Here is a 25,282-nt window from a genome sequence, read left to right on the forward strand (position 1 = left end):
AAACAGCCCGAACAAAAATGCCTGCCACAAAAACAAAAACCCGCCGAAAATATCGACGGGTTTGTCAGCGGTCTGAACCCGGCAAGTTTGCCGGGCTTCAACTTTGAATCTGTCAGCGGATGCCGGCGTTAGCCGGAGATCTGCAGGTTGACCGCCTTCGGGCCTTTGCCGCGGCGATCCGGTTCGGTGTCGAAGCTTACCTTCTGGTTTTCCGTCAGACCGGTCAGGCCGGAAGCCTGGACTGCGGAAATGTGTACGAAGATATCTGCACCACCGTTGTCAGGCTTGATGAAGCCGAAGCCCTTGTCGGTGTTGAAGAATTTTACAGTGCCAGTTTCGGCCATGCGTCAGGTCCTTTTCTCTCCACCCGTTTGACGGACGGGCAGCATTGCAGTTTGCCCGGATGGGCGTTGGCAGGCAGTTCTCGACGTTTGAGGAAAGGGTCCTGTTACCGCAGCCAGCCATTGGAAAGGTTGCAAAACTTGCTTCCTTTCGGCCTGGCCGCCCGGAGTTTTGCGTCTCCGGCCCGCTTTTATTTCAAGATCTTCCCATGTTCGCAGATTGCCCGAACGGAAGTAAGAGTGATGGGTTTATTTTGAATTGGCAAGCAAAACTTTTCAGCCGTGGTATTGCGTCTTGTCATTGCTCAAAAATCGGTCATTTGCCGGCTTAGCGGCGTCCTTGCAAGATATATCGCAAGCTGTTGAAATCACAGCTTTTTGAAAAGATGCTCTGCAAAATTGAGTGGGTTTCACCAAATTTTGCCGCAGTGCTTGTGGGCAGGGGCGAAAGCCGGCCTTGCCGACCGTTCGCAACTCCCTGATATGTTTGACGCTTCTCTTGTCGCAGCTTTCTTGCGCGAATTTCTTGCAGAAAATCTACAAGGAGTAGCTTTAAACCCACGATGGCGCGCCGGCCGTCGATCCGCCATGAAGCAACGGGCGAAGGGTTCGGAGCAATGGTAAGTAAAGCGTCAGTCCAGTATCGGCGCAGAACGCTTGAGTATAGTGGATGGAGGGCCGCGTTGCGGCCCGAACGCCCGGTCAGGCAGCGGCTTCCGCCCGCCGGCCCTTGGTCAGTTCGGGGACGAGCTCGACGGTCAGCATGGCCGCAAAGATGATGGCGCAGCCCGCATAACCAATCGGTGTGATGACCTCGCCGAGCAGAAGCACGCCGAAGAGGGCGGCAAACAGCGCCTCGCTCGACAGGAAGATGGCGGCCTGTGGGGCGGTGGTGTAGCGCTGTCCGACGACCTGGAGGATGAAGGCGACGCCGCTCGAGAAGATGCCGGCATAGAGGATCTCAAACAAGGCGCCATCGACCGCGGCAAAGCTGAGCGGCCCGGTCCGGATCGCAACCAGGAAACCGAGCACGGCGCAGACGGCAAACTGCGTCATCGACAGGAGCATCGGCCGGCCGCTTGACGGTGCAAAGATGCCGATGAGCAACATTTGCACGGCCCAGAACAGGGCGCAGACGATCGTCAGGTAATCACCGCCGGTCAGCGCCGACAGGGCCCCGCCGCTGAGCAGGAAGATGCCGAACAGCGCCATCAGCGCGCCCGGCCAGATCACCCAATGTGGCTTGCGGCGCAGGAAGAGGACGCTCAGCACCGGCACGAAGACGACGTAGAGACCGGTGAGGAACCCGGAATTGGTGACGCTGGTGTCGAGCAGGCCGAGTTGCTGCGTCGCAGCGCCGGCAAACAGCGCGAGACCGATGAAGATGAAGTTGCGGACGGTCGAGAGCTTCAGCGGTTCGGCGGCCCGCTTCGTTTCCATGATGGCGAGCGGCATGGCGACGAGGGTCGCAATGGCAAAACGCAGCGTGATGAACCAGAACGGGCTGATCGAATCCATGGCCGTCGATTGGGCGACGAAACCGGCGCCCCAGATGGCGCCTGAAACCAACAGGAACAGATTGGCCTGAATGCGGGTCATGATACTCTCCTCGGACAGGGCGCCGTCTAGCAGTTGCGTTCGGGGCGGGCAAGGCTCGTCGTCGATGGCCTGAGGCAGGGGAGACCGCGATGACAGCGGCGCCGGCAAGCACGTCGTGGAGGACGTCGACAGTGGAACGGGAACCTTGCCGCAACGGCCCGCAAGAGCGGTATCGATGAGCGCCAGCGGCTATTCCGGCACACCGCTTGCGCGCAAGCTCGGCTTGAAGGACGGGCAGGTGGCGCTGCTGCTCGGTGTCCCTGCTGGTCTCGATGAGATCATCGGCTTTTCTGGATTCTCGGGCCTGGAAACAACGATCAACGCGTCGGCAACGCGCTCTTGCGACTATATCCACCTGTTTGAAACACGGCGATCGGCGTTGGAAGAATGCGCGACGGACATCGCGGCGCGGCTGAAGCCCGAGGGCGTGCTGTGGGCTTCCTGGCCGAAGAAGGCGTCGAAAGTGGCGACGACGCTGACGGAAGACGGGCTGCGCGAGGTCTTTCTGCCGCTCGGCCTCGTCGACATCAAGGTTTGCGCCGTTGATGCCACCTGGTCCGGGCTGAAGTTCATGTTTCGCAAGGAACTGCGCTCTCAGATGTCGTGAGGCGCGGCGACGACTGACGAGACGCTACTGCGTCGCGCCCCTCGACACCCGCAGCACTGCCCCGTTGTCTTCGTCGGTCACCATCAGCAACGCTCCGTCGGGCGCAACGACCACGTCGCGGATGCGGCCGAACTCTCCGTCAAACAGCCGCTCTTCCGAGCCGATGGCGCCACTGTCGTCGCGTTCGAGGCGCGCAAGAAGCTGGTACTTCAGCGCGGCGACCAGCAGGTTGCCGTCCCACTCGGGAAACATCTTGCCGCGATAGACGGCGAGTGCCCCGGGGGCGATGGAGGGATCCCAGTAGAAGAGCGGCTGGTCGAGCCCTTCCTTCGCCGTGCCTTCGCCGATCTCGGCGCCAGAATAGTCCTTGCCATAGGTGATCACCGGCCAGCCGTAATTGTGACCGGCCTTCGGGTTGTTGATTTCATCGCCGCCGCGCGCGCCGTGCTCGACCGTCAGCAGCGTGCCGTCCTTGGGGTCGAAGGCGATACCTTGCGGATTGCGGTGTCCCTTCGACCAGATCTCCGCCAGGCCGCCGGTGCCGCCCTGATAGGGGTTCGATCCGGGTATGCTGCCATCGGCATTGATGTGGAGGATGGCGCCGGCATGGTCGCGTGGGTTCTGGGCACGATCCCGCTCACCCCGGTCGCCGATGCCGAAGAACAGGCTGCCGTCGGGCGCGATCGCTATTCGCGAGCCGAAATGCTGCCCCCGGCGGGTGAACTTCTTCATCCGGAAGAGTTCCTTGACCTCAGTCAGGCCGCGTTCGTCACGAGAAAGCTTGGCCCGTACGACCGCGGTGCCGGCACCGCCTTTGCCACTGGCGGAAAACGTCAGATAGAGCGTTCTGTTTTCGGCAAAGCCGGGGTCGAGAGCGATGTCGAGCAGGCCGCCCTGGTCCTGTGCGACGACTTTGGGCACGCCGGTCAGCGGTTTCGAGACCTTGCCGGCGCGCACAATCCGAAGACGCCCGGGGCGCTCACTGACGATCAGTCCGCCGTCTGGAAGCGCTTCCACCGACCAGGGATGCGCAAGGCCGGTCGCCAGGGTTTCGACCCGCAACGTGCCATGCTGGCTCGGAAAATCGCGCGCCTCCTGCGCGTGAGCACCAGAAGGGATGATGGCTGCTGCCAAAGCGACAAGCATCGCTACCGACGCGCTCATCTTCGAGCGTGTCCTTACCGGTTTCGCCGTTCTTGCCCCCACCCGCAGCATTCCGTTTCTCCGATCCGACCTCGTTTCAATGATGAAGCTGGAGCGGTCGGCGGGGTGGTTCAAGTCACATCGGATCAAAAGCCGTTTATTTCGAGATGGAACCCGTGGTCAGTGTCACCGGTGGCTGTTCGCTGATGAGTTCGGCACTGACGATGTAGCGCATCGGCCCCTGTTCGATCGCATCGAAGGGCCAGCAGGTGGCAAGGGCCAAATGCTGGCCACTGGCGGACGCGTTGATGCCGCTTTCATCCCAGCGCGCAACGCGGCTTGCACCGGCACGGAACAGGAAGCGGCGACCGTCTTTGCGCGTCAGCACCAGGAGATCGCCCGCCGTCACGTCCTTCAGCCAGCGGAAATGCGTGTCGCGGTGGGCAGCAATCACTGACGTGCCCTCGTCGCCGGGCAAGGGCGTGGTCGTCAGCCACGCCGGACCGAAGGCAAGTGCTTCACCGCTTGCGCCTTCGAGCACGACGGCGGAACGATTGAGCCGTGGCGCGGTGATTTCGGCGGTCGTCCGAAAGTCGGCCCAGGGCCATGGCTTGTCATCCGGATTGCCGTGCAATTGCGCCTCGAAGCTGCGCTTCAAAAGCACCTGCGAGACCTCGGCCTTGGCCTTCATGTAGAAGCCCTTGCCGATCATGAGCAGACCAGCGAGGGCAATCAGCGCGATGATCGCAAGCACGATCGTCTCGACCGCCGAGAGCCGGGCGAAAAAGCCCGGCCTCGGCTCGAGTTCGTCCTTCTCAGCGGCCACGACGGCGAACTCCGGCGATGATCATTGCGCCGATCGGGCCACGCCAGAAGACGAAGGTCGTGCCGGCGAGAAGTGCCGTGGCAAGCAGCATCAAACCGATCAGGATCTGCTTGTCCGCTTCGGTTGCCGTTTGCGGCAGAGTTACCTGGTTGCTCGCCTCGGCGATCAGGCTTGCCGCGCGCGCTGTCGGCGCAGCCAGCATGCGGTCGGCGGTCTGCATGGCGAGCCTGGTCTGGTTTTTCAGAGCGGCGTCGCGTTCATCGACCTTTCCGGGCGCGTTGCCAGCCGGCTCTTCGCCGAAGACCTTGCCGAAGTCCCAGCCGGCGGGAAGGTTGAGCGGCAGCTTCGTCTCGCTCAGGTTCTCGCCTGCTGGGCGCGACGGTGTCGCATCGACGGCCACGAGACTGGTGACGCGGGAGACGAGGTGGTGGGCAAGCGCCACGGTTTCAATCTGCCTATCGAGCGTTGCCGGATCGGCGATCGCTGAGGCGCTCGCTTCCAGGTCGTCGATCTTGCGGCGTGCCCAGAGCTTGGCAATGCCGTTGCCGCTCGATGCCTTGGCGATGTCCATTTCCACCCGCCAGGGCTGGTCGCCGGCCTTGCCGAGGATCTGCAGCTTGCCTTCGGGTGCTGTGCCGTCAAGCTCGGCTGTCAGCACCACCGGCTCGCCACGATAAAGATCGGGCATCGGGTTCGGGGTGATGTCGCCGGCAGACGCGCCCTCGAAGCTGGCGGAGATATCGGTCATAACAGGGCTTTCAAGCTTGGTGAAGAGCTCGCCCATGCGGGTCGCCACCTCACTCTCCGAGCCGATCAGCGTGAAGGTACCGCGGCCGTATTCGGCCGCCTTGGTCATGAAATGGCTGTTCGGGGCCGAACCGATGCCGACGGTGAAGACGCGGGCGTCGCCCCGGTTCTTCTGGATTTCGTCAAAGAGCTGCGTCTCGTTGCCGATTGCGCCGTCGGTCAGGAAGACGACCTGGCGAAGGGCACCGGCCTCGACCGGCCCCTGCGTGCGCAGGGCCGCTTCCAGCGCCGGCAGCATCTCCGTACCGCCATCGGCCGTCAGGCCGCGCACATAGGCAATCGCGTCTTCGCGTTTGTCCGGCGTCGCTTCGACCAGCGAGGGGAAATGCACGGACATGGTGTCGTCGAAACGGATGACGTTGAAGCGGTCTTCGGGCTTCAGCCTCGAGATCGCCAGTGCCAGGCTTTGCTTGGCCTGTTCCATCGACGGGCCGGCCATGGAGCCGGAGTTGTCGATGACGAAGATGACCTCGCGCTTGACCGGCTTGGTGTCGGCTTCGCCAGCCGCCGCCGGCGGCGTGACGAAGGAGAGGAGATAGGTCTTGTTGCCGACCGTCTCGCGGAAGAGCCCGGCATAGGGGCTCTTGCCCTCGATTGCCTTCCAGGTGAGTTCGAAGTCACGATCGGCGGGCACGCTGTCAGCCTTCAGTGTGATGCGGCGGCTGAGGTCGTCGAGGTTGGCGATATCGACGTCGTGGTAACCGGACTTCACCTCGCCAAGCGGGAAGCCTGCCTTCAGGTTCACCGTCAGCGTCACCGGATTGATCTTGGCGTTTTCCTTGGGGTCGAGAACTGGCGCTTCGATCTTGTCGCCACCGGGGACCGGGTCGCTGACGGCGTAGCCGGTGCGGCTGTCGAGATCGACAGTCTGAACGATCGGCTCGGGACTGTAGCGTGGCGCGACCACCATGGGGAAGCGGAGCGAATAGAGGCCGTTCGACTGACGGACCGTGCTCTGGTACTCGATCTGCACGACGATGGTTTCACCGGGGCCGATGTTGGCGACCTGGTTGGTGAAGATGTTGGGGCGCTGCTGTTCCAGCAGAGCGGCCTTCTTGCCCTCGGCCTTGGCTCGTTCGTAGATCTCCTTGGCCGCCTGGCGCGGCTTTACCTGGCCTTCGATGAAGCGGTCGCCGATCTGCATCTTCAGCGCATCGACAGCCGAATCCTCGGGCAGGGGAAAGACATAGGTGCCTTCGACCCAGCCCTTGCTCGGGTTTTCGAAACGTTGGGTGACGCGCGTGCGCATGACCGGGCCGTTGACATCGATGGTGACGTCGGTGGTCAGTCGCGGCGCCTCGACGAAATAGCCCGGCTCCTTCGACGGGAAGAGCAGCGCGCCGGTGCCGACATCGTTGGGCCGGACGAAGCCCGCCAGTTGTTGCGGCTTGGCAGTCGCCGTCTCGGCTGCGGCCTGAGCCATCAGGCCGATGATCATCAGTATGCAGGCGGCAAGGGCCGCAACCGCCAGATACATGCCCCAGCGCGCTTCGTTCCGTCCGGTCTTCAATGAGGCGATTTCGTCGTCGAGAAACATTGCATAACCCCCGTAATGCGAATGTGTTCGGATCATCGAAGGAAAGGCCCGGAAACCGGCTGATGCAGGACGGAATTGCGGCGGACCGCGACAGTTGTGGTGGCTAAATTATGGCATTCCGAAAAAAGCCTAATGTCGCTGATTTTTTTGAATAAATCGTGATCACCAACCGTTTCGTGGTGTTATGGATCGTGGCCGTCTGAAGGATGGTTGCCGGGCCATTCCCGCAGCTCTCGTCAGGCTTTTGAGCGACGCTCGGATCGCGGCATACGATCGCCAATGCTGATCGCACTCATGAAACTTTGTCATGGTGACGTTTTTTGCCCGCGTTTCCGGCGTTTTTGCCGTTCCGGCGCTTGCAAGACCGGGCGTCTTTCGACATAGACCTAACCGCTATGGAGCCTGGCTTTTTTAGTTCCGTAGCGATCACCTCGTCTCGAAACGATCAGGACCCTTCACCATGGCCTTCCTTGCCGATGCCCTTTCCCGTGTAAAGCCTTCCGCCACCATCGCCGTTTCGCAGAAAGCCCGTGAGCTGAAAGCGAAAGGCCGCGATGTGATCGGCCTTGGCGCCGGTGAGCCGGACTTCGACACGCCCGACAATATCAAGAAGGCAGCGATCGACGCGATCAACCGCGGCGAGACGAAGTACACGCCGGTCTCCGGCATTCCGGAACTGCGCGAAGCGATCGCCAAGAAGTTCAAGCGCGAGAACAACCTCGACTACACCGCCGCCCAGACGATCGTCGGCACCGGCGGAAAGCAGATTCTTTTCAACGCTTTCATGGCGACGCTGAACGCGGGCGATGAAGTCGTCATCCCGGCACCCTACTGGGTTTCCTATCCGGAAATGGTGGCGCTGTGCGGCGGTACGCCGGTGACGGTTTCGACCAAGCAGGAAAACAACTTCAAGCTTAGGGCGGAGGACCTCGAAAAGGCGATCACGCCGAAGACCAAGTGGTTCATCTTCAACTCGCCGTCCAACCCGTCGGGCGCTGCCTACAGCCATGCCGAGCTGAAGGCGCTGACCGACGTGCTGATGAAGCATCCGCATGTCTGGATCCTCACCGACGACATGTACGAGCACATGACCTATGGCGACTTCAAGTTCGCGACCCCGGTCGAAGTCGAGCCCGGCCTTTATGACCGCACGCTGACGATGAACGGTGTCTCCAAGGCCTATGCCATGACCGGCTGGCGTATCGGCTACGCTGCAGGCCCGCTTCAGCTGATCAAGGCCATGGACATGATCCAGGGCCAGCAGACATCTGGCGCGACTTCGATTGCGCAATGGGCGGCCGTCGAGGCGCTGAACGGCACGCAGGACTTCATCCCGGCCAACAAGAAGATCTTCGAAGGCCGCCGCGATCTGGTCGTCTCGATGCTGAACCAGGCCAAGGGCATCTCGTGCCCGACGCCGGAAGGCGCCTTCTACGTCTATCCGTCCTGCGCCGGCCTCATCGGCAAGACAGCACCGTCGGGCAAGGTGATCGAGACGGACGAAGACTTCGTTTCCGAACTGCTCGAAGCTGAAGGTGTTGCCGTCGTGCACGGTTCGGCCTTCGGTCTCGGCCCGAACTTCCGCATCTCCTACGCGACCTCGGAAGCACAGCTCGAAGAAGCTTGCCGCCGCATCCAGCGTTTCTGCGCCGCCTGCAAGTAAGTCCGGGCGTTCCGCTTCAAGAAAAGGTCCGCCGGCAACGGCGGGCCTTTTTTGTTTGCAGATCGATTCAAGCGGTGACCAGTCTGATTCAAGCTAGATGTCTAAGTGCTTGAAATAAGCTGATAACATCAGGCGCCTGGCACCTCGTCGTCACCGACCACGCCACCCTCGCTTTCGAGAATCGACAGGCGGCGGGCTTCCGAGCGGGTGAACTTCAACCGTACGCCGATGCCGCGCTCGCCCTCCGGCAAAAACACTGCACCGGCATTTTCGAGCGCGTGCCTCAGTGACAGGATCACCTCGTCGGCGGGTGTCTCCAGTTTGCGCTCGAACCTGAGGATCGTCTCTTCCGAGACGCCGGAAAAACTTGCCAGCATTTCCCGCGAGATCTCGATCAGCGCCCGGGCGGCGCGGCATTGTGGACCTGTAATCATCATCACCTCCGGTTGCTTGCCGGGAGGATGCGTGAAGCCTGGCGACGGGTCAACCGAAGCGGAAGAGCAGACGGTCCGTCCGATGCCCCCTCTCATGCGCCTCAGGCGGCGGCTGGCGTCAGTTGCTGGCCGAGGCCGCCGTCGACGGTCAACCGGGCGCCAGTGGTGAAGGTCGCGTCGAAGGCGAGGAACAGCACGGCACGCGCCACCTCGTCCGCCGTACCGTTGCGCCCCATCGGCGTGATCGCGTCCCCGAGCGCCTTGAATTCGGCACGTTCGGCGTCGGTGATGCCGGCAACGCCCTTGGTCGGTGTGTCGATGAAGCCCGGGCTGACCGAGTTGACACGAATGCCGCGCGGCAGAAGCTCCGCCGCAAAGACCGAGGCGAACGAGATCAGCGCCGCCTTGCTGCCGCTGTAGACGCTCATGCCCGCATAGCCGCCGTCGTCGGCAACCGACGAGGTGAAGACGATCGAACCGCCCGCGCGGATCAGCGGCGCCAAGCGCTGAACGGTGAAGAAGGCACCCTTGGTGTTGATCGCAAACTGACGATCAAAGCTTGCCTCGGTCACCTGGTCGAAGGGCTCGAGAATCGACGTGCCGGCATTGACGTGCAAAAGGTCGATTTCGCCGAGCTGCTGCCCGACCGCGGCACCGAGGACAGCGATCTCGTTCATGTCGGTGATGTCCGACTTCACCGCGTGAACGCGTGCGCCGAAGCGCTCCTGGATTCTGGCAAGGTTGATCTCATTGTTGCCGGTGAGCAGCACCTCTGCGCCGCCTTCGACGAGGCGCTCGGCCGTTGCCAGTCCCATGCCATGCGTGCCGCCGATAACCACGGCCTTCTTGTCCTGGTAGATACCCATCGTGATGTCCCTTCGGTTTCGAACTCTGATGGGAAACAGATAAATCCGTGGACGACACGGCGAAAGACTGCCATTCATGGATCAATCGTTCACAATCATGGACAAACTTGTCGTGCGCAACCTCAACGACTTCATCGTTTTCGCCCACGTGGTCGACCACAAGGGCTTTGCCCCAGCCGCACGCGCGCTCAACGTTCCGAAATCGACGCTCAGCAAGCGCGTGGCGGAGCTGGAGAAAACACTCGGCGTCCGGCTGATCAATCGCACATCCAGGCGCTTCACGGTGACGGAGGTCGGAGAAGACTTCTATCGTCACGCGGCCGCGATGTTGATCGAGGCGCAAGCGGCGGAGGCGGTGGTGAAGGGAAGGCTTGCCGAGCCGAGCGGCACGGTGCGCATCACAGCGTCGGTGCCCACGGCACAGATGACGCTGGCAGGGCTTTTGCCGTCTCTGGCGCTCGCCTATCCCAAGATGCGGGTCGCGCTGCATGCGACCGACCGGTTCGTCGATCTCGTCCAGGAAGGCTTCGATATCGCCGTGCGTGATCACTTCGGGCCTCTGCCTGATTCCGCGCTCGTGCAGCGGCGTGTGGCGACGGAGGAGATCTGGCTGGTTGCTTCGCCCGGCTACCTTGCCGAGCGCGGGACACCTCTGGCGCCGGCCGACCTCGAGATGCATGACGCCCTGCTGTCTTCAATGACGAGCGACGGCTGGACATTGCGCAACGCGGCGGATGCGAGCGAAGCCGTGCGACCGGCACCGCGCTTCATTGCCGACGAATCGCGGGTTCTTCTCGAGGCGGCACTGGCGGGACTTGGCATTACCGCGCTGCCGCGCAAGCTCTGCCGCGCGGAGTTCGATGCGGGCAGCCTCGTGCGCGTGTTGCCCGACTGGCAGGCCGGAAGCGTGACCACGACGCTGTTGATGCCGCATCGACGCGGGCAGCTTCCGTCGGTGAGGGCCGTCGTCGACTTCATTGCGGAGCGGCTGGCCGAACAGGGATCGGATCGCTGACTGCGGCTTGCTCCGGCGATCCCATGTAACGTGCCGCCTATGCCGCGCCCAAAGAAAAGGCCCGCGCGAGGCGGGCCTTGTCGGTTCAGTTTGTCGCGCTCTTAACGCTCGGCGAGTGCCGGTTCGCCCTTCTTCTCGCGCACGAGGTTCATGAAGCGGCGGAAGAGGTAGTGGCTGTCCTGCGGGCCGGGGGAGGCTTCGGGGTGGTGCTGGACCGAGAAGACCGGCTTGCCGGCAACGCGCAGGCCGCAATTGGTGCCGTCGAAGAGCGAAATGTGAGTCTCTTCAACGCCTTGCGGCAGCGACTTGGAATCGACCGCGAAGCCGTGGTTCATCGAGACGATCTCGACCTTGCCGGTCGTGTGGTCCTTGACCGGGTGGTTGGCGCCATGGTGGCCCTGGTGCATCTTCTCGGTCTTGCCGCCGAGCGCCAGCGCCAGCATCTGGTGGCCGAGGCAGATGCCGAAGACCGGGATATCGGTCTTGAGCAGGTCCTTGATGACAGGAACGGCGTATTCGCCGGTTGCCGCCGGGTCGCCTGGGCCGTTGGAGAGGAAGATGCCGTCCGGCTTCTGCGCCAGCACTTCTTCGGCGCTGGTCGAGGCCGGCATCACCGTGACGCGGGCGTTGAGGCCAGCAAAGAGGCGCAGGATGTTGCGCTTGACGCCATAGTCGAGCGCAACGACGTGATAGGCAGCGTCGGCGTCGCCGAGCGTCGAATAGCCCTCGTTCCAGACCCAGGGCTTCTCGTCCCAGCGCGACGACTGGCCGGATGTTGCGACCTTGGCGAGGTCGAGACCTTCAAGCCCGCTCCAGGCCTTGGCTTCGGCCTTCAGCGTCTCGATGTCGAAGACGCCGGAGGGGTCGTGGGCGATGACGGCATTCGGCATGCCGTTTTCGCGGATCCAGGCGGTGAGCGCCCGGGTGTCGATGCCGCAGAGACCGATGATGCCGCGGGCCTTCAGCCAGGCGTCGAGATGCTTGGCAGCGCGGTAGTTCGACGGTTCGGTGATGTCGGCCTTGAAGATGACGCCGACCGCGCCGTGGCGTGCTGCCGGCGTCAGGTCTTCGACGTCTTCGTCATTGGCGCCGATGTTGCCGATGTGCGGGAAGGTGAAGGTGACGATCTGGCCGAGATAGGAAGGGTCCGTCAGGATTTCCTGGTAGCCGGTGAGCGCCGTGTTGAAGCAGACTTCCGCCTGCACCTTGCCGGTCGCGCCGATGCCCTTGCCTTCGATCACGGTGCCGTCGGCCAGAACGAGCAATGCGGTTGGTTTTTCAGTGGTCCATGCGGGTGTCGCGGTCATCGTTCCTATCCCGTTGCGGCGGAGCGCGGGGCTTGAAAGCCCGGCGGTCGATCGCCATTTCATGTGCTCAGGCATGGACGCGCGGAAACCCCGCGGAAAGTGCTCTCATGCCGATGTCGTGCAGGTGCGGGAAAATAGCCAAAGCACTGAGGCGGGTCAACCGGCCGCTGTGAATTGTCTGGAAATAAAATTCCTTTTAATTCAATCAGTTGCGTATTCCGTTTGATTGCCCCTGCTACACTGGTTTAAGACGACGACAACAATGATGGTTTCGAACCGGTTCCGGGCAGAGCACCGCGGGCCGGTTTTCGACATGGAGTATAGACATGCGCGACCAGTTCGCAGACGCCCTCAAGGAAGCCCTGAAAGCCAAGGACGCACGGCGTACCTCGACCGTGCGGCTGATCCAGGCGGCGATCAAGGACCGGGATATCGCCAATCGGGGCCTCGGCAAGGACCCGGTCAGCGACGACGAGATCCTGCAGATCCTCGCCAAGATGATCAAACAGCGCGAGGAGTCGGCCCGCATCTATGACGAGGGCGGCCGGCCGGAGCTTGCCGAGCAGGAGCGCCAGGAAATCGTGATCATCAACCATTTCCTCCCGGCCCAGCTTCCGGAAGACAAGGTTCGTGAGCTTTGCGCGGCGGTCATTCAGGAAACGGGCGCCCATGGTCTGCGCGACATGGGCAAGTGCATGAACGCGCTCAAGGAGCGTTATCCCGGCCAGATGGACTTCGCCAAGGCGTCCGGCCTGGTCAAAGACCTGCTCAAGTAAAGGCTGGCGCCCGTTCGTATAGGACGGGCGTCACCCTATCCGCAGTCGCCTGAAACACGGTTTCGAACGCGCGATCGATCAGGGCGAATTTTTCCGCCTGATAATCCCAATACTCACGGGCAAAGGCTTGCGACAGCCAGACCTTGCCACGTGCCGGGGATCTCTCCCATTCCAGGCTGCCCAATTGCGCGGCCTTGTCGAAGATCCGCTTGAGATGGGTCTTCGAGATCATGAAGCGTTCGCTGAGGTCGCCTGGCGAAACGGGACCGATCGACAGCCGCTCTGCCTGCGGGTCGAAGGTGGCGATGCGGGAGAACAGGTCGTCCATCACCACGCCGCCAGAATTGACCCAGGTGAAAAGATCGAAGGTCGGCCCGGGGCGGCGGACACGGTCGTTGCCCACAAGCGCGTGCGCGATTTCCGCCTGCAGCCGGCCGAAGCGGCCCGGCTCGTCACTAAGTGTCGCAATCCGCAACCTGCCGTCGAGGGCATCGAGGATGGCCAGATGTGCGCCCAGCCATTTCCAGACATAGTCGAGCGCGGTCTCTGTTGGTTCCAGCGGCCGGTTGCGCTTGTTTGGCTGCACGGCCGCGTAGCGCGCGAACCGATAGGCGACCATCTCCTGCACGAACGAAGCTGCGGTATTGCGGCTGGCGATTTCGTTGGCGACGACATAGTCGACGAAGCGGCCAGTATAAAGTCCGCTCGATGGGTCGCCGGGGGTACGATCATGATGGAGAGCCAGGCCGGACTGCGCCATCAGCCATCGCTGCTGCGAGGCGAAGATCGACGCGAGCCGCGGGCTCTCCTTGTACATCGCCACCATGCCGCGGGCATAGCTCAGAACGGCAGTGAAGAAAGCGGGGCTGGACGCGAGCGCCTCGACGGCAAAGGCCATGGTGGTTATCCAATTCGGGACGGCGAATTGATGTCGCGCGCACCGACGGAGTCAAACGCTACCTTGTGCCTTCAGAAAAATTTCAGAACTGTTTCAGTGTTGCTGGACGCGATTTCCGATTCCGTGCTGTGAATTGCGTGCAAGCCGGATCACTCTTGTGGCGTCCTACGCTGTTGCCGCCTATATGGAGGATCGACCAGAGGTTTCCATGCGCTTTTCACAGTCCTTTCTTGACGAGATACGCGACCGCGTGCCGATTTCGGACGTGATTGCCAAGCGCGTCACCTGGGATCGGCGCAAGACCAATGTCTCGCGCGGTGACTATTGGGCCTGCTGCCCGTTCCATGGCGAGAAGTCGCCGAGCTTTCACTGCGAGGACCGCAAGGGCCGCTACCATTGCTTCGGCTGCGGCGTCACCGGGGACCACTTCCGCTTCCTGACCGACCTTGAGGGCTTGAGCTTCCCGGAAGCCGTGCAGCAGATCGCCGACATGGCGGGCGTTGCCATGCCGCAGCCTGATCCGCAGGCCGAACGGCGCGAGAAGGAGCGCACGAGCCTTCTCGACGTCATGGAACTGGCGACGGCGTTTTTCGAAGACCAGCTTCAGACGGCGGGTGGCGCCAAGGCGCGCGCCTATCTGCGCGAGCGCGGCCTCACGGGCCGGACGATCGAGACATTCCGTCTGGGGTATGCGCCCGACAGCCGCAATGCGCTGAAGGAGTTCTTATCCGGCAAGGGCATCGGCAAGGAACAGATCGAGGCCTGCGGGCTCGTGGTGCACGGGCCTGATGTGCCCGTCTCCTATGACCGTTTCCGCGACCGCATCATGTTCCCGATCCTGTCGTCGCGCGAAAAGGTCATCGCCTTCGGTGGTCGTGCCATGTCGCCGGACGCGCCGGCCAAATATCTGAACTCGAACGAGACCGAACTCTTCCACAAGGGCAATGTGCTCTACAACTTCGCCCGTGCCCGCCGCGCCTCGCAAGGGGCGAGCCGCCAGGGCGACCTTGGGCCTGCCGCAGGAACGATCATCGCCGTCGAAGGCTATATGGACGTGATTGCGCTGCATCAGGCAGGTGTCGAAAACGCCGTGGCGCCGCTTGGCACTGCGCTCACCGAAAACCAGCTCGACCTTCTCTGGAAGATGACCTCGCAGCCGGTGCTCTGCTTCGACGGTGATGGTGCCGGCATTCGCGCCGCCAATCGCGGCGTCGACCTGGCGCTGCCGCACCTGAAGCCGGGGCGTTCGGTTCGCTTCGCCATGCTGCCGGATGGCAAGGACCCGGATGACCTCGTGCGCCAGGAGGGCCGCGCGCCCTTCGATAAGGTGCTGGCCAATGCCCGCTCGCTGGCCGACATGGTCTGGCAGCGCGAAATCCAGGGCGGGGCGTTCGACACGCCTGAAAAACGCGCCGAGCTCGAAGCGCGGCTGAAGCAGGTGACATCGGTCATCGCCGACGAAAGCGTGCGGCGCCACTATGGCCAGGACATGCGCGACCGGCTGAACGCCTTCCTGCAATCGTCCGGTCCCGGGCGTGGCGGCGAGCGGCGCCCGTTCGAGCGTGGTGGTCGACAGGCAAGCGGTCCGCGCGGGCCCGGCGGGCCAAGGGGGCCGAACGCCGGCGGGCCAACGGCCATTTCAGACCGGCTGGCGCGCTCCTCGCTCGTCAGCGGGCAACAGGTCGTTCCGCTTCTGCGCGAGAGTGTGCTTGCCCTCACGATCGTCAATCATCCGCAGTTGCTGTTCGACGAATACGACGAGATCTCGACAATCGAGTTCGATCACCGCGACCTGCAACGCTGCTGGCAGTCGGTGCTGAACGCCGCCGCTCAGCACGGGCCGCGCCTGACCCGCGAGGGTCTGGTCGAGCAACTCGGCGCAGAGGGGTTCGGCACACTGATCGGCGCGCTCGACCAGCAGATCCGTTATGCCCGGCTCTGGACGGCGACCGCGGCGGCGGCACCCGAGGATGCGCGCGAGGGCTATCTGCAGGCGCTCGCCCTGCACCAGCGCTCCAAGGCGCTGCATTGGCAGCGGCGCGAATTGGAGCGCGAGCTTGCGCACGCAACCGAAGAGGGGGACCTCGAGGCCGTGCCGCAACTGTTGCGCACGCTGCAGGAAGTGCAGCTCGAGGTGACGCGGCTGGAAAACCAGGAAGCGATCATCGAAGGGTTCGGCGTTCTGTCCGGCCGCGTGAAGGGGCCCGCCGCGCGCTAGGCGGCCTCGATCAGAAAGTCACGCCTTCCGCCCAAAGCCATGCTCGATCTTGGCGTGATGCCGACTATTCGCGCCAATGTTCAGCCACCCACGGAGCAGGGCGGATATAGTGGCGCAGGTAGCGGAACGGGTTCTTTTCGCGGCGGTCGCCGTTAAACAGCCGGCGAATATGCCCAAGCGGCGTGTCGACGCGGCCGCGATAGCCATATTGTCCGTCGATGGCGTGCTGTGGCAGCAGGCTGCGCGGGAAGAGCACGACGCGCGCATCGGCCGGCAGGCGCGGCGCGAAGAAATAGTTCAGCGGAAAGGTCCAGTGGCAATCCTGCCGGAAGTGCAGGACCCAGCGACGCGGAAACAGCTTCACCCCGCCCGGCGCATTGCGCGTGACGAAGCGTTGCTCGAAGCGGTACTCGTCTGCAATCGCTTGCGGGTTGGCGGTGAACTTCTGCTGCAGCGGCACGAGCTTGCCCACCTGGAAACGAAACAGCGACGTTTGCCCCAGCCGCTCGAATGGCGTCGTCTGGTTCTTGGCAAGGATCACGTCGTCGGGCTCGCCGACCTCGAAGAAGGAATCGAGCGATCCGACGATGACGAGGTCGAGATCGAGAAACAGAACCGGCCCCTTGAGATTGCCGAGCTTCGGTCCCCAAAGCCTGGACTTCTGCCAGATGCCGGGCGTGTTCGTCGGCATCTGGTCGAGATTGAGTGGCGGCAGGTCCTCGCAGAGAATTTCCGGACGCAGCCCTTCGAAATTGTCGGTAAAACAGGTGAAGGTGAAGGGCGGGGTGATATTGCGTGCCACCATGGCATAAAGCCGGTTGATGAACGGAGCGCCGTATTTCGTACCCCAGTTGATGCAGATGATCTGCTTGACGCCGCCGCTCGCCGCTAGAATGTTCGCCATGATGACTTCCTGATTTTTGCGAGCCACTAAAGTACTGGCGCGCCGGGAAGGTCAAGCTCGGAAAAGGCTCAATCCCCGATCGTGCAAGGCTTGCCGATCGCGCGGATTATCTCGCCCTTTGTCTTCAATTGCCCTGATGTCTATGGCATTGCGCCCATATCTGGTGATGATTGCCAGGTGTGATTCCGTGGAAGGAGACGTGATGGAAGGGGCGAAGCCCGCACGAAGCGCTGCCAGCCATCTCTTCGATGACGCCCGTCCGGCGCCGCTCGATGTGCTGAAGCGCGTCTATGGCTATTCCGCCTTTCGCGGCAAGCAGCAGGCGGTGGTCGAGCATGTGACGGCAGGCGGAGACGCTGTCGTTCTGTTTCCGACCGGCGCCGGCAAGTCGCTCTGCTTCCAGATTCCGGCCCTGTGCCGGCCCGGGCTCGGCGTGGTCGTCTCGCCCTTGATTGCGCTGATGCGCGACCAGGTCGAGGCGTTGAGACAGCTTGGCGTCAACGCCGCCGCGCTCAATTCGTCCCTGACGCGCGAGGAAGCGATCGCGGTGCGCCGCGACATCTACGACGGCACGCTCGACCTTCTCTATGTGACGCCCGAGCGCATCGTCACCGACGGTTTTGCTGATCTCATCGGCAATGCCCGCCTATCGCTGTTCGCCATCGACGAAGCCCATTGCGTCTCGCAGTGGGGGCATGACTTCCGCCCGGAGTACCGCGCGCTCGGGCTTCTGGCGGAGCGCTACCCTGGCGTGCCGCGCATCGCTTTGACGGCGACCGCCGATCCGCACACCCGCGATGACATCGTCGAGCGGCTGGCACTGACCAACGCCGAGGTGTTCACGACCAGTTTCGACCGGCCGAACATCGCCTACGAGATTGTCGAGCGCGACCAGCCGCGCCAGCAGTTGCTGCGCTTTCTCTCGCGCTTCAAGGGTTCCTCCGGCATCGTCTATTGCCTGTCGCGGGCAAAGGTCGAGGATACAGCCGAATGGCTGGATGCGCAGGGGATCAGGGCGCTGCCTTATCATGCGGGCATGGACCGGGCTTTGCGCGACAGGAACCAGGATGCCTTCCTGAAAGAAGAGAGCCTCTGCCTCGTCGCCACCGTCGCCTTCGGCATGGGCATCGACAAGCCGGACGTGCGCTATGTCGCTCACCTCGACCTGCCGGGGTCGGTGGAGGCCTACTACCAGGAGACCGGGCGTGCAGGCCGAGACGGGCAGCCATCGGAAGTCTGGATGGCCTATGGCATGGCCGATGTGGTGCAACGGCGCCGGATGATCGACGAAGGCGGCGCTGCCGACGACATCAAGCGCATCGAGCGCTCTAAGCTCAACGCTCTCTTGGCGATCTGCGAAACGGCCGGCTGCCGCCGGCAGGCGATCCTTGCGCATTTCGGCGAGGCCCATCCCGGACGCTGCGGCCATTGCGACACCTGCCTGAAGCCGGTCGAGACCTGGGACGGCACGGAAGCGGCAATCAAGGCGCTGGCGGCGGTCTATCGGACCGGCGAGCGCTTCGGCACCGGCCATGTGGTCGACGTGCTGATGGGGACGGTCAACGAAAAGACCGAGCGCTTCGGCCATGTCGGCATGCCCGTTTTCGGTGCCGGCAAGGATCTGCCGGCGCGGACCTGGCAATCGGTGTTCCGTCAGTTGCTGGCGGCGGGGCTGATCAGCGTCGACCACTCAGCCTTCGGCGCACTGAAACTCGAACCGGAGGCGCGCACCGTCTTCAAGCGCGAAAGGCAGCTGTTCTTCCGCAAGGATCGCCCGACCTCGGGCAAGGCCGCGCGCGGCGCCAAATCGGGCGCGCAGCGCGAGCGCGCCGATCTTGCCGGCTCCGATCTCGAACTTTTCGAGCTGCTGCGCGCCGAACGCTTCTCGATCGCCAAGGAGCTGAACGTACCGCCCTATGTCGTCTTCCCGGACGCGACGCTGATTGCGCTCGCCAAGGAACGCCCGCGCGACTTCGACGAACTGCTTGACATCCCCGGCATTGGCGAGAGCAAACGCGAGCGCTACGGCGAAGCGTTTCTCGCGGTCATTGATGGGTACTTGGATGGGTGAGGGCGGGCAGCCCGGCTTGGGAAACGTAGCGCCAATCGAATGACGGACGAGGGGCATTCATCGCTCCGCCGCGCTGCGCCGATGTCTTGAACGTCCATTCGCGCTGCGGCCGCCGCGCAACAAGAGCCATTCTTGGGCCTGCGCTGTTGGCCACATCCCGTCGCCGTGCCTGGAAGAAAATGTCCGATAGAACACGCCGCGCGACACAATATGTCTGCCACGCCGTCGCGCCGTGAAATGCCCTGTCGTTTTTGCGCGAGCCTGCTGGGCGCGCCGGAATTTGCTGCAAGTCAAAAGCCGTCATGATACTCGTCATGCACGCGATGTTTTCTTTGAGCGAGAGCGCCATGACTTCAGCCTTTCTGACCCATCTTCGTTCCGAACTCGAGGGCCTGAAGACGGCCGGGCTCTACAAGTCCGAGCGGGTCATCACCTCGAAGCAGGCGGGTGAAATCGAGGTTGCCTCAGGCGACCGTGTCCTCAACTTCTGCGCCAACAACTATCTCGGCCTTGCCGACAACGAGGAACTGGCCGAGGCCGGCAAACAGGCGCTCGACCGTTATGGCTACGGCATGGCCTCCGTGCGCTTCATCTGCGGCACGCAGGAAGAGCACAAGGCACTTGAGGCGCGCATCTCCTCCTTCCTGAAAATGGAAGACACGATCCTCTATTCCTCCTGTTTCGATGCCAACGGCGGCCTATTCGAGACTCTGCTTGGCGAAGACGATGCGATCATCTCCGACGCGCTCAACCATGCCTCGATCATCGATGGCGTGCGCCTCTCCAAGGCCAAGCGCTTCCGTTATGCCAACAACGACATGGCGGCGCTGGAAGAGGAGCTGAAGAAGGCGGAGGGCAGTCGCTTCAAGCTGATCGCCACCGATGGCGTGTTCTCCATGGACGGCATCATTGCCAATCTTGGTGGGGTCTGTGACCTCGCCGACAAGTACGGCGCGATGGTCATGGTCGATGACAGCCATGCGGTTGGCTTCGTCGGTAAAAACGGCCGTGGTTCGGCCGAACACTGCGGCGTCGAAGGCCGGATCGACATCATCACCGGCACGCTCGGCAAGGCGCTCGGCGGCGCTTCGGGCGGCTACACCTCGGCCAAGGCCGAGGTCATCGACTGGCTGCGTCAGCGCTCGCGTCCCTATCTGTTTTCCAACACGCTGGCGCCGGTGATTGCGGCCGCGTCGCTGAAGGTGTTCGACCTGATCGAAAACGGCGACGCGCTGCGCGAACGGCTCTATGCCAATGCCGCGCTCTTCCGCACTGAAATGTCGAAGCTCGGCTTCACGCTCGCGGGCGAGGGGCATCCGATCATTCCGGTCATCCTTGGTGACGCGGCACTCGCCCAGGAAATGGCGGCGCGCATGCTGAAGAAGGGCGTCTATGTCATCGGCTTCTCGTTCCCGGTGGTGCCGAAGGGCCAGGCGCGCATCCGTACGCAGATGTCGGCCGCCCATAGCGAGGCAGACGTACGTCGGGCGATCGCGGCCTTCGAAGAGGTTGGTCGCGAACTCGGCGTGATCTGAGAAAACGGGACACAGGGTTTGCCCCTCACTTCGGGTTTGCCCCTCAACCTAACCCTCTCCCCGCAGGCGGGGAGAGGGGACGTGCCCGGCAGATGGCCGTAGCGTGCGTGGCCGACGCGGGAATTGGTGAGGCTGACGTGGGGTGAGTGAGGACGGCTGGAGAGAGCATGGAAGGGCGCGGCATATCCCTTCTCCCCGCGAGCGGGGAGAAGGTGGCGGCAGCCGGATGAGGGGCAAGCCCTCACCGGGCGGATGAGGGGCTCTTACCGGGACGCTACCTTGGCAGACAGGATGCGACGGCGACCTTTGCGCCTGAAATGCGCGGCGCCGGAACGGCGATGATTTTGGAGGCAAGCAAATGACGAACATGATGAAGGCGCTGGTCAAGTCGAAGCCGGAAGAGGGCCTGTGGATGGAGCGCGTGCCGGTGCCGGAGATCGGTCCCAACGACGTGCTGATCAAGGTGAAGAAATCGGCGATCTGCGGCACCGACGTGCACATCTGGAACTGGGACCAATGGGCGCAGAAGACCATTCCGGTGCCGATGGTGGTCGGCCACGAATTCATGGGCGAGATCGCCGAGGTTGGCTCCGCCGTGACGAAATATCATGTCGGCGAACGGGTCTCGGGCGAGGGGCACATCGTCTGCGGCAAGTGCCGCAACTGCCGCGCCGGCCGCGGGCATCTCTGCCGCAACACGCTCGGCGTCGGCGTCAACCGGCCGGGCTCGTTCGGCGAATTCGTCTGCCTGCCGGAGTATAACGTCGTGCCGATCCCGGACGACGTGCCCGATGAGGTTGCGGCGATCTTCGACCCCTTCGGCAATGCCGTGCACACTGCACTTTCCTTCGACCTCGTCGGCGAGGACGTGCTTGTGACCGGCGCCGGGCCGATCGGCATCATGGGGGCGATGGTCGCCAAGCGTTCCGGCGCCCGCAAGGTCGTCATCACCGATATCAACCCGACACGCCTGGCGCTCGCCAAGAGCGTCGGCATCGATTATGTCGTCGACGCTTCCAAGGAGAACCTTGCCGACGTGATGAAGGCGATCGGCATGACCGAGGGCTTCGATGTCGGGCTGGAAATGTCAGGGGCAGCCCCCGCCTTCCGCGACATGATCGACAAGATGAACAATGGCGGCAAGATCGCCATCCTCGGCATTGCACCGGCTGGATTCGAGATCGACTGGAACAAGGTCATCTTCAAGATGCTGAACCTCAAGGGCATCTACGGCCGCGAGATGTTCGAGACCTGGTACAAGATGATCGCCTTCGTGCAAGGTGGGCTCGATCTTTCCCCCGTCATCACCCACCGCATCAAGATCGACGAGTTCCGCGACGGCTTCGAGGCGATGCGCTCGGGCAATTCCGGCAAGGTGGTGATGGACTGGTAAGCTCCTGAGCCTGCATGCAGGCTCAATTGGCGAGGCCGAACTGGATTTCTATCTCGTGATAGCGGGCGCCTTGTCCTGCCCAGCGATGATAGATTTCGCGGCTTTCGCCGGAGAAATTGTGCCGGGACATCTCGATTGCAGTGACGAGCGGCGCGTAGCCTTGGGTGAAAAGGCTGCGCATCGGCCCCTGATGCAGCGCTGAAGCGACCATGATCGGCTCGAGGTCGATGATGTCGAACCCGCCGCGATAATCCTTGCCGACTTTGACGGGGCGGCAAATCCGCCAGCCGAAGAGCGTCTTTGCGTTCTTGGGCAGGTTGTGCGCGATGAAGATCCAGGGGTCTGCTGCGGCGAGGCCGGCGCGTTCCATTTCCGCCTCGATGACGGGTGCCAGCGCCGCGCTCTCGGTCCGGACCTCAGGAATGGTGAGCCGGCGCGCGATCGACAGAACGCGCATGGCGTCGGTTTCCTTGATTTGCATGGGTGCGCCTCCTATGTGGCGCGAAGGTCGTCTTCGATCAGTTTGGGCGCAAGTAAAAAGCCGGAACAGTTTTGCAAAGTTGCGAACTGAATTGGGATCTTCGAGAAATAGTTTTGCGCGGCGCATGCGCCCTTTGCCACGACGACAGTCGCGGGCGGCAGGGTCAGGCCGGGTGCAGACGCGGTAAAGTTCGGCAAAGAGAATTGTCGTTGGGTTCAAGATTAAGTGGGCGAAGCCGTTCTGGTTGCGGGTGCGGATATGGCACAACGAGACCTTGCCGATTAAATTGCAGGCGCCCTTGTCTTTTGGCGGGCAGCGCCTACATCTTCAGCGGAAGCTGATAAACCCCAAAAAGCGATAGTAACGGTGATTTTTACCGAATCAGGCGGTTTTTCAGCGGAAATGCTTGACGGGATCGAAAATTCTGGGAATCACCATTTCCGAATAAGAAATGGCGAAATGACACGGCGGTTAAGGAATCATGCCAGAGGCGTTTCAGTGGCAGGACTGTCGAAGCTTGCCCGCTTTGCCACGATCGTTATCGTGGTTAAACAGGAATTAAACATCATCCCGTTACGTCAGGGGAAATGATTCGGTGGCGGGTGCGCGGCGCATCCGGACCTTCGAGCGGCATTGGCACCGGTCTCACGCCGGTTGCGACAAGGAAAGCGACGAACTAAATGGCAACCAAAGTCAAAGAAAACGAAGAAGCTGACGTAGAACGCGAAGGCGCTCCGGACGGCCCGCTTCTCGATCTTTCCGACGACGCTGTCAAGAAGATGATCAAGGCCGCCAAGAAGCGCGGCTATGTGACGATGGACGAGCTCAACTCCGTCCTGCCGTCCGAAGAAGTCACCTCCGAGCAGATCGAAGACACGATGGCGATGCTGTCCGACATGGGCATCAACGTCATTGAAGACGAGGAAGCCGAAGAAGCTGCCGGCGGCGGTGGCGACGACGAAGGCGGCGACGACGACGGCGACAGCGAGGGCGGCGAACTCGCCCCTTCCAGCGGCACTTCGCTTGCGACCAGCAAGAAGAAGGAACCGACCGATCGTACCGACGACCCGGTCCGCATGTACCTGCGCGAAATGGGCTCGGTGGAGCTTCTGTCGCGCGAAGGCGAAATCGCCATTGCCAAGCGCATCGAGGCTGGCCGCGAGACGATGATCGCCGGTCTCTGTGAGAGCCCGCTGACCTTCCAGGCGCTGATCATCTGGCGCGACGAACTGAACGAAGGCCAGACGCTTTTGCGCGAGATCATCGATCTCGAAACCACCTATTCCGGTCCCGAGGCCAAGGCTGCGCCGCAGTTCCAGAGCCCGGAAAAGATCGAGGCCGACCGCAAGGCTGCCGAGGAAAAGGAAAAGACCCGCAAGGTTCGCTCGCCTGCCAACGACGACGACATCACCAATGTCGGCGGCGATGTGATGCCGGCGGAGGAAGAAGAGGAAGACGACGACGAGTCGAACCTCTCGCTCGCCGCCATGGAAGCGGAACTGCGCCCGCAGGTCATGGAAACCCTCGACATCATTGCCGAGACCTACAAGAAGCTGCGCAAGCTGCAGGACCAGCAGGTGGAAGCCCGCCTTGCTGCCACCGGCACGCTGTCGCCCGCCCAGGAGCGCCGCTACAAGGAGCTCAAGGACGAGCTGATCAAGGCGGTCAAGTCGCTGTCGCTCAACCAGAACCGCGTCGACAGCCTGGTCGAGCAGCTCTACGACATTTCCAAGCGCCTGATGCAGAACGAGGGCCGCCTGCTGCGCCTTGCAGAATCCTACGGCGTCAAGCGTGACTCGTTCCTCGAACAGTATTCGGGCGCCGAACTCGACCCGAACTGGATGAAGTCGATCAGCAACCTGGCCGGCAAGGGCTGGAAGGAATTCGCCAAGAGCGAAAACCAGACGATCCGCGACATCCGCCAGGAGATCCAGAATCTGGCCACGGAAACCGGCATCTCGATCGCCGAGTTCCGCCGCATCGTCTCCATGGTGCAGAAGGGCGAGCGCGAAGCACGCATCGCCAAGAAGGAAATGGTCGAAGCGAACCTGCGCCTCGTCATCTCCATCGCCAAGAAGTACACCAACCGCGGCCTGCAGTTCCTCGATCTCATCCAGGAAGGCAACATCGGCCTGATGAAGGCGGTCGACAAGTTCGAATATCGCCGCGGCTACAAGTTCTCGACCTATGCCACCTGGTGGATCCGTCAGGCGATCACCCGTTCGATCGCCGACCAGGCCCGCACCATCCGCATTCCGGTGCATATGATCGAGACGATCAACAAGATCGTCCGTACCTCGCGCCAGATGCTGCACGAGATCGGCCGCGAGCCGACGCCGGAAGAACTGGCCGAAAAGCTCGCCATGCCGCTCGAAAAGGTCCGCAAGGTCCTGAAGATCGCCAAGGAGCCGATTTCGCTCGAAACGCCCGTCGGTGACGAAGAAGATTCGCACCTCGGCGATTTCATCGAGGACAAGAACGCGCTGCTGCCGATCGACGCCGCCATCCAGGCGAACCTGCGCGAGACGACCACCCGCGTTCTCGCTTCGTTGACGCCGCGCGAAGAGCGCGTGCTGCGCATGCGCTTCGGCATCGGCATGAACACCGACCATACGCTCGAAGAAGTCGGCCAGCAGTTCTCGGTTACCCGCGAACGTATCCGCCAGATCGAAGCCAAGGCGCTCAGGAAGCTCAAGCATCCGAGCCGCTCCAGGAAGCTCAGAAGCTTCCTCGACAGCTAAGGCGACAGACCTAACGACATTGCGAAAGCCGGGCAAAGTGCCCGGCTCAGACTGCTGACAAACCCCTGGCGAGAGCTGGGGGTTTGTGATTCAGTGGGCCATGTTGAAGAAACCCGGCCC

General features: G+C 62.5%; 22 protein-coding genes. 10 read left to right on the top strand and 12 right to left on the bottom strand.

The genetic code is table 11. From position 1 onward, the window contains the following. Positions 1-128 precede the first annotated feature (128 nt). On the bottom strand, positions 129-344 hold the full coding sequence (locus tag MKZ91_RS30335) for a cold-shock protein (protein WP_043618050.1): 216 nt from the start codon (positions 342-344) through the stop codon (positions 129-131). A gap of 699 nt (positions 345-1,043) precedes the next feature. Next, positions 1,044-1,940 carry a DMT family transporter gene (locus tag MKZ91_RS30340; protein ID WP_336174736.1) on the bottom strand — a complete coding sequence of 299 codons (897 nt, stop codon included), beginning with the start codon at positions 1,938-1,940 and terminating at the stop codon, positions 1,044-1,046. Positions 1,941-2,115: 175 nt separating this feature from the next. Between MKZ91_RS30340 and MKZ91_RS30345 the strand changes: the two genes are divergently transcribed. After that, on the top strand, positions 2,116-2,547 hold the full coding sequence (locus MKZ91_RS30345; protein WP_336174737.1) for a hypothetical protein: 432 nt from the start codon (positions 2,116-2,118) through the stop codon (positions 2,545-2,547). A gap of 24 nt (positions 2,548-2,571) precedes the next feature. Here MKZ91_RS30345 and MKZ91_RS30350 read toward each other — a convergent pair whose 3' ends face one another. The 3 genes from MKZ91_RS30350 to MKZ91_RS30360 all read right to left on the bottom strand — a co-directional run bounded on the left by MKZ91_RS30350 (position 2,572) and on the right by MKZ91_RS30360 (position 6,860). Next, on the bottom strand, positions 2,572-3,711 hold the full coding sequence (locus MKZ91_RS30350) for a PQQ-dependent sugar dehydrogenase (protein ID WP_442892370.1): 1,140 nt from the start codon (positions 3,709-3,711) through the stop codon (positions 2,572-2,574). A 136-nt stretch (positions 3,712-3,847) separates the two neighbouring features. Further along, a complete protein-coding gene (locus MKZ91_RS30355; protein WP_336174738.1) occupies positions 3,848-4,516 on the bottom strand; it encodes a class GN sortase in 669 nt (222 codons plus the stop codon). Continuing rightward, on the bottom strand, positions 4,506-6,860 hold the full coding sequence (locus MKZ91_RS30360; RefSeq protein WP_442892371.1) for a marine proteobacterial sortase target protein: 2,355 nt from the start codon (positions 6,858-6,860) through the stop codon (positions 4,506-4,508). Before MKZ91_RS30360 ends, MKZ91_RS30355 begins: the two co-directional genes overlap by 11 nt. A 460-nt stretch (positions 6,861-7,320) precedes the next feature. On the opposite strand from MKZ91_RS30360, the gene MKZ91_RS30365 reads away from it, so the two are divergent. Then, positions 7,321-8,523, top strand: a complete 1,203-nt coding sequence (locus MKZ91_RS30365; RefSeq protein WP_336174739.1) for a pyridoxal phosphate-dependent aminotransferase — start codon at positions 7,321-7,323, stop codon at positions 8,521-8,523. 128 nt (positions 8,524-8,651) lie between these two features. On the opposite strand, the gene MKZ91_RS30370 is transcribed toward MKZ91_RS30365, so the two are convergent. Continuing rightward, positions 8,652-8,957, bottom strand: coding sequence for a helix-turn-helix domain-containing protein (locus MKZ91_RS30370; protein WP_336174740.1), 306 nt, complete (start codon positions 8,955-8,957; stop codon positions 8,652-8,654). A gap of 101 nt (positions 8,958-9,058) precedes the next feature. Beyond that, entirely contained in the window at positions 9,059-9,823 is a 765-nt protein-coding gene (locus MKZ91_RS30375; RefSeq protein ID WP_336174741.1) for an SDR family oxidoreductase, read from the bottom strand. Between the two features lie 112 nt (positions 9,824-9,935). Here MKZ91_RS30375 and MKZ91_RS30380 point away from each other — a divergent pair, with 112 nt between their 5' ends. Next, the gene (locus tag MKZ91_RS30380) at positions 9,936-10,838 is read left to right on the top strand and encodes a LysR substrate-binding domain-containing protein (protein WP_336174755.1); all 903 of its coding nucleotides are present in this window, start codon (positions 9,936-9,938) and stop codon (positions 10,836-10,838) included. Positions 10,839-10,939: 101 nt separating this feature from the next. On the opposite strand, the gene carA is transcribed toward MKZ91_RS30380, so the two are convergent. After that, positions 10,940-12,145, bottom strand: coding sequence for a glutamine-hydrolyzing carbamoyl-phosphate synthase small subunit (gene carA / locus MKZ91_RS30385; protein WP_336174742.1), 1,206 nt, complete (start codon positions 12,143-12,145; stop codon positions 10,940-10,942). A gap of 326 nt (positions 12,146-12,471) precedes the next feature. Between carA and MKZ91_RS30390 the strand changes: the two genes are divergently transcribed. Continuing rightward, positions 12,472-12,921: a GatB/YqeY domain-containing protein gene (locus MKZ91_RS30390; protein ID WP_336174743.1), complete on the top strand. Its 450-nt coding sequence runs from the start codon at positions 12,472-12,474 to the stop codon at positions 12,919-12,921. Here MKZ91_RS30390 and MKZ91_RS30395 read toward each other — a convergent pair. Next, positions 12,914-13,819: a hypothetical protein gene (locus MKZ91_RS30395; RefSeq protein WP_336174744.1), complete on the bottom strand. Its 906-nt coding sequence runs from the start codon at positions 13,817-13,819 to the stop codon at positions 12,914-12,916. The genes MKZ91_RS30390 and MKZ91_RS30395 overlap by 8 nt on opposite strands. 208 nt (positions 13,820-14,027) lie before the next feature. On the opposite strand from MKZ91_RS30395, the gene dnaG reads away from it, so the two are divergent. Next, positions 14,028-16,037 (top strand): DNA primase, encoded by a 2,010-nt coding sequence (gene dnaG, locus MKZ91_RS30400; protein WP_336174745.1) that lies wholly within the window; start codon positions 14,028-14,030, stop codon positions 16,035-16,037. Between the two features lie 64 nt (positions 16,038-16,101). On the opposite strand, the gene MKZ91_RS30405 is transcribed toward dnaG, so the two are convergent. Next, positions 16,102-16,941 carry a glycosyl transferase gene (locus MKZ91_RS30405; protein WP_442892372.1) on the bottom strand — a complete coding sequence of 280 codons (840 nt, stop codon included), beginning with the start codon at positions 16,939-16,941 and terminating at the stop codon, positions 16,102-16,104. A 202-nt stretch (positions 16,942-17,143) separates the two neighbouring features. Between MKZ91_RS30405 and recQ the strand changes: the two genes are divergently transcribed. After that, positions 17,144-19,012: a DNA helicase RecQ gene (gene recQ, locus MKZ91_RS30410; RefSeq protein WP_336174746.1), complete on the top strand. Its 1,869-nt coding sequence runs from the start codon at positions 17,144-17,146 to the stop codon at positions 19,010-19,012. Here recQ and MKZ91_RS30415 read toward each other — a convergent pair. After that, positions 18,987-19,361, bottom strand: coding sequence for a hypothetical protein (locus tag MKZ91_RS30415; protein ID WP_336174747.1), 375 nt, complete (start codon positions 19,359-19,361; stop codon positions 18,987-18,989). The genes recQ and MKZ91_RS30415 overlap by 26 nt on opposite strands. Here MKZ91_RS30415 and MKZ91_RS30420 point away from each other — a divergent pair. Together MKZ91_RS30420 and tdh are read left to right on the top strand one after the other, a co-directional pair. Continuing rightward, entirely contained in the window at positions 19,360-20,547 is a 1,188-nt protein-coding gene (locus MKZ91_RS30420; protein ID WP_336174748.1) for a glycine C-acetyltransferase, read from the top strand. The two genes, MKZ91_RS30415 and MKZ91_RS30420, sit on opposite strands and share 2 nt — an antisense overlap. A 358-nt stretch (positions 20,548-20,905) precedes the next feature. Further along, complete coding sequence (gene tdh / locus MKZ91_RS30425) at positions 20,906-21,940, top strand: L-threonine 3-dehydrogenase (RefSeq protein WP_336174749.1); 1,035 nt, start codon at positions 20,906-20,908, stop codon at positions 21,938-21,940. A gap of 22 nt (positions 21,941-21,962) precedes the next feature. Here tdh and MKZ91_RS30430 read toward each other — a convergent pair whose 3' ends face one another. Continuing rightward, positions 21,963-22,421, bottom strand: coding sequence for a hypothetical protein (locus MKZ91_RS30430; RefSeq protein ID WP_336174750.1), 459 nt, complete (start codon positions 22,419-22,421; stop codon positions 21,963-21,965). Between the two features lie 366 nt (positions 22,422-22,787). Between MKZ91_RS30430 and MKZ91_RS30435 the strand changes: the two genes are divergently transcribed. Then, positions 22,788-23,012 (top strand): hypothetical protein, encoded by a 225-nt coding sequence (locus tag MKZ91_RS30435; protein ID WP_336174751.1) that lies wholly within the window; start codon positions 22,788-22,790, stop codon positions 23,010-23,012. 89 nt (positions 23,013-23,101) lie between these two features. Continuing rightward, complete coding sequence (gene rpoD / locus MKZ91_RS30440) at positions 23,102-25,162, top strand: RNA polymerase sigma factor RpoD (protein ID WP_336174752.1); 2,061 nt, start codon at positions 23,102-23,104, stop codon at positions 25,160-25,162. The last annotated feature ends 120 nt before the right edge of the window (positions 25,163-25,282 follow it).

It is taken from the genome of Ensifer sp. MJa1 (assembly GCF_037026475.1).
Classification (GTDB): domain Bacteria; phylum Pseudomonadota; class Alphaproteobacteria; order Rhizobiales; family Rhizobiaceae; genus Ensifer.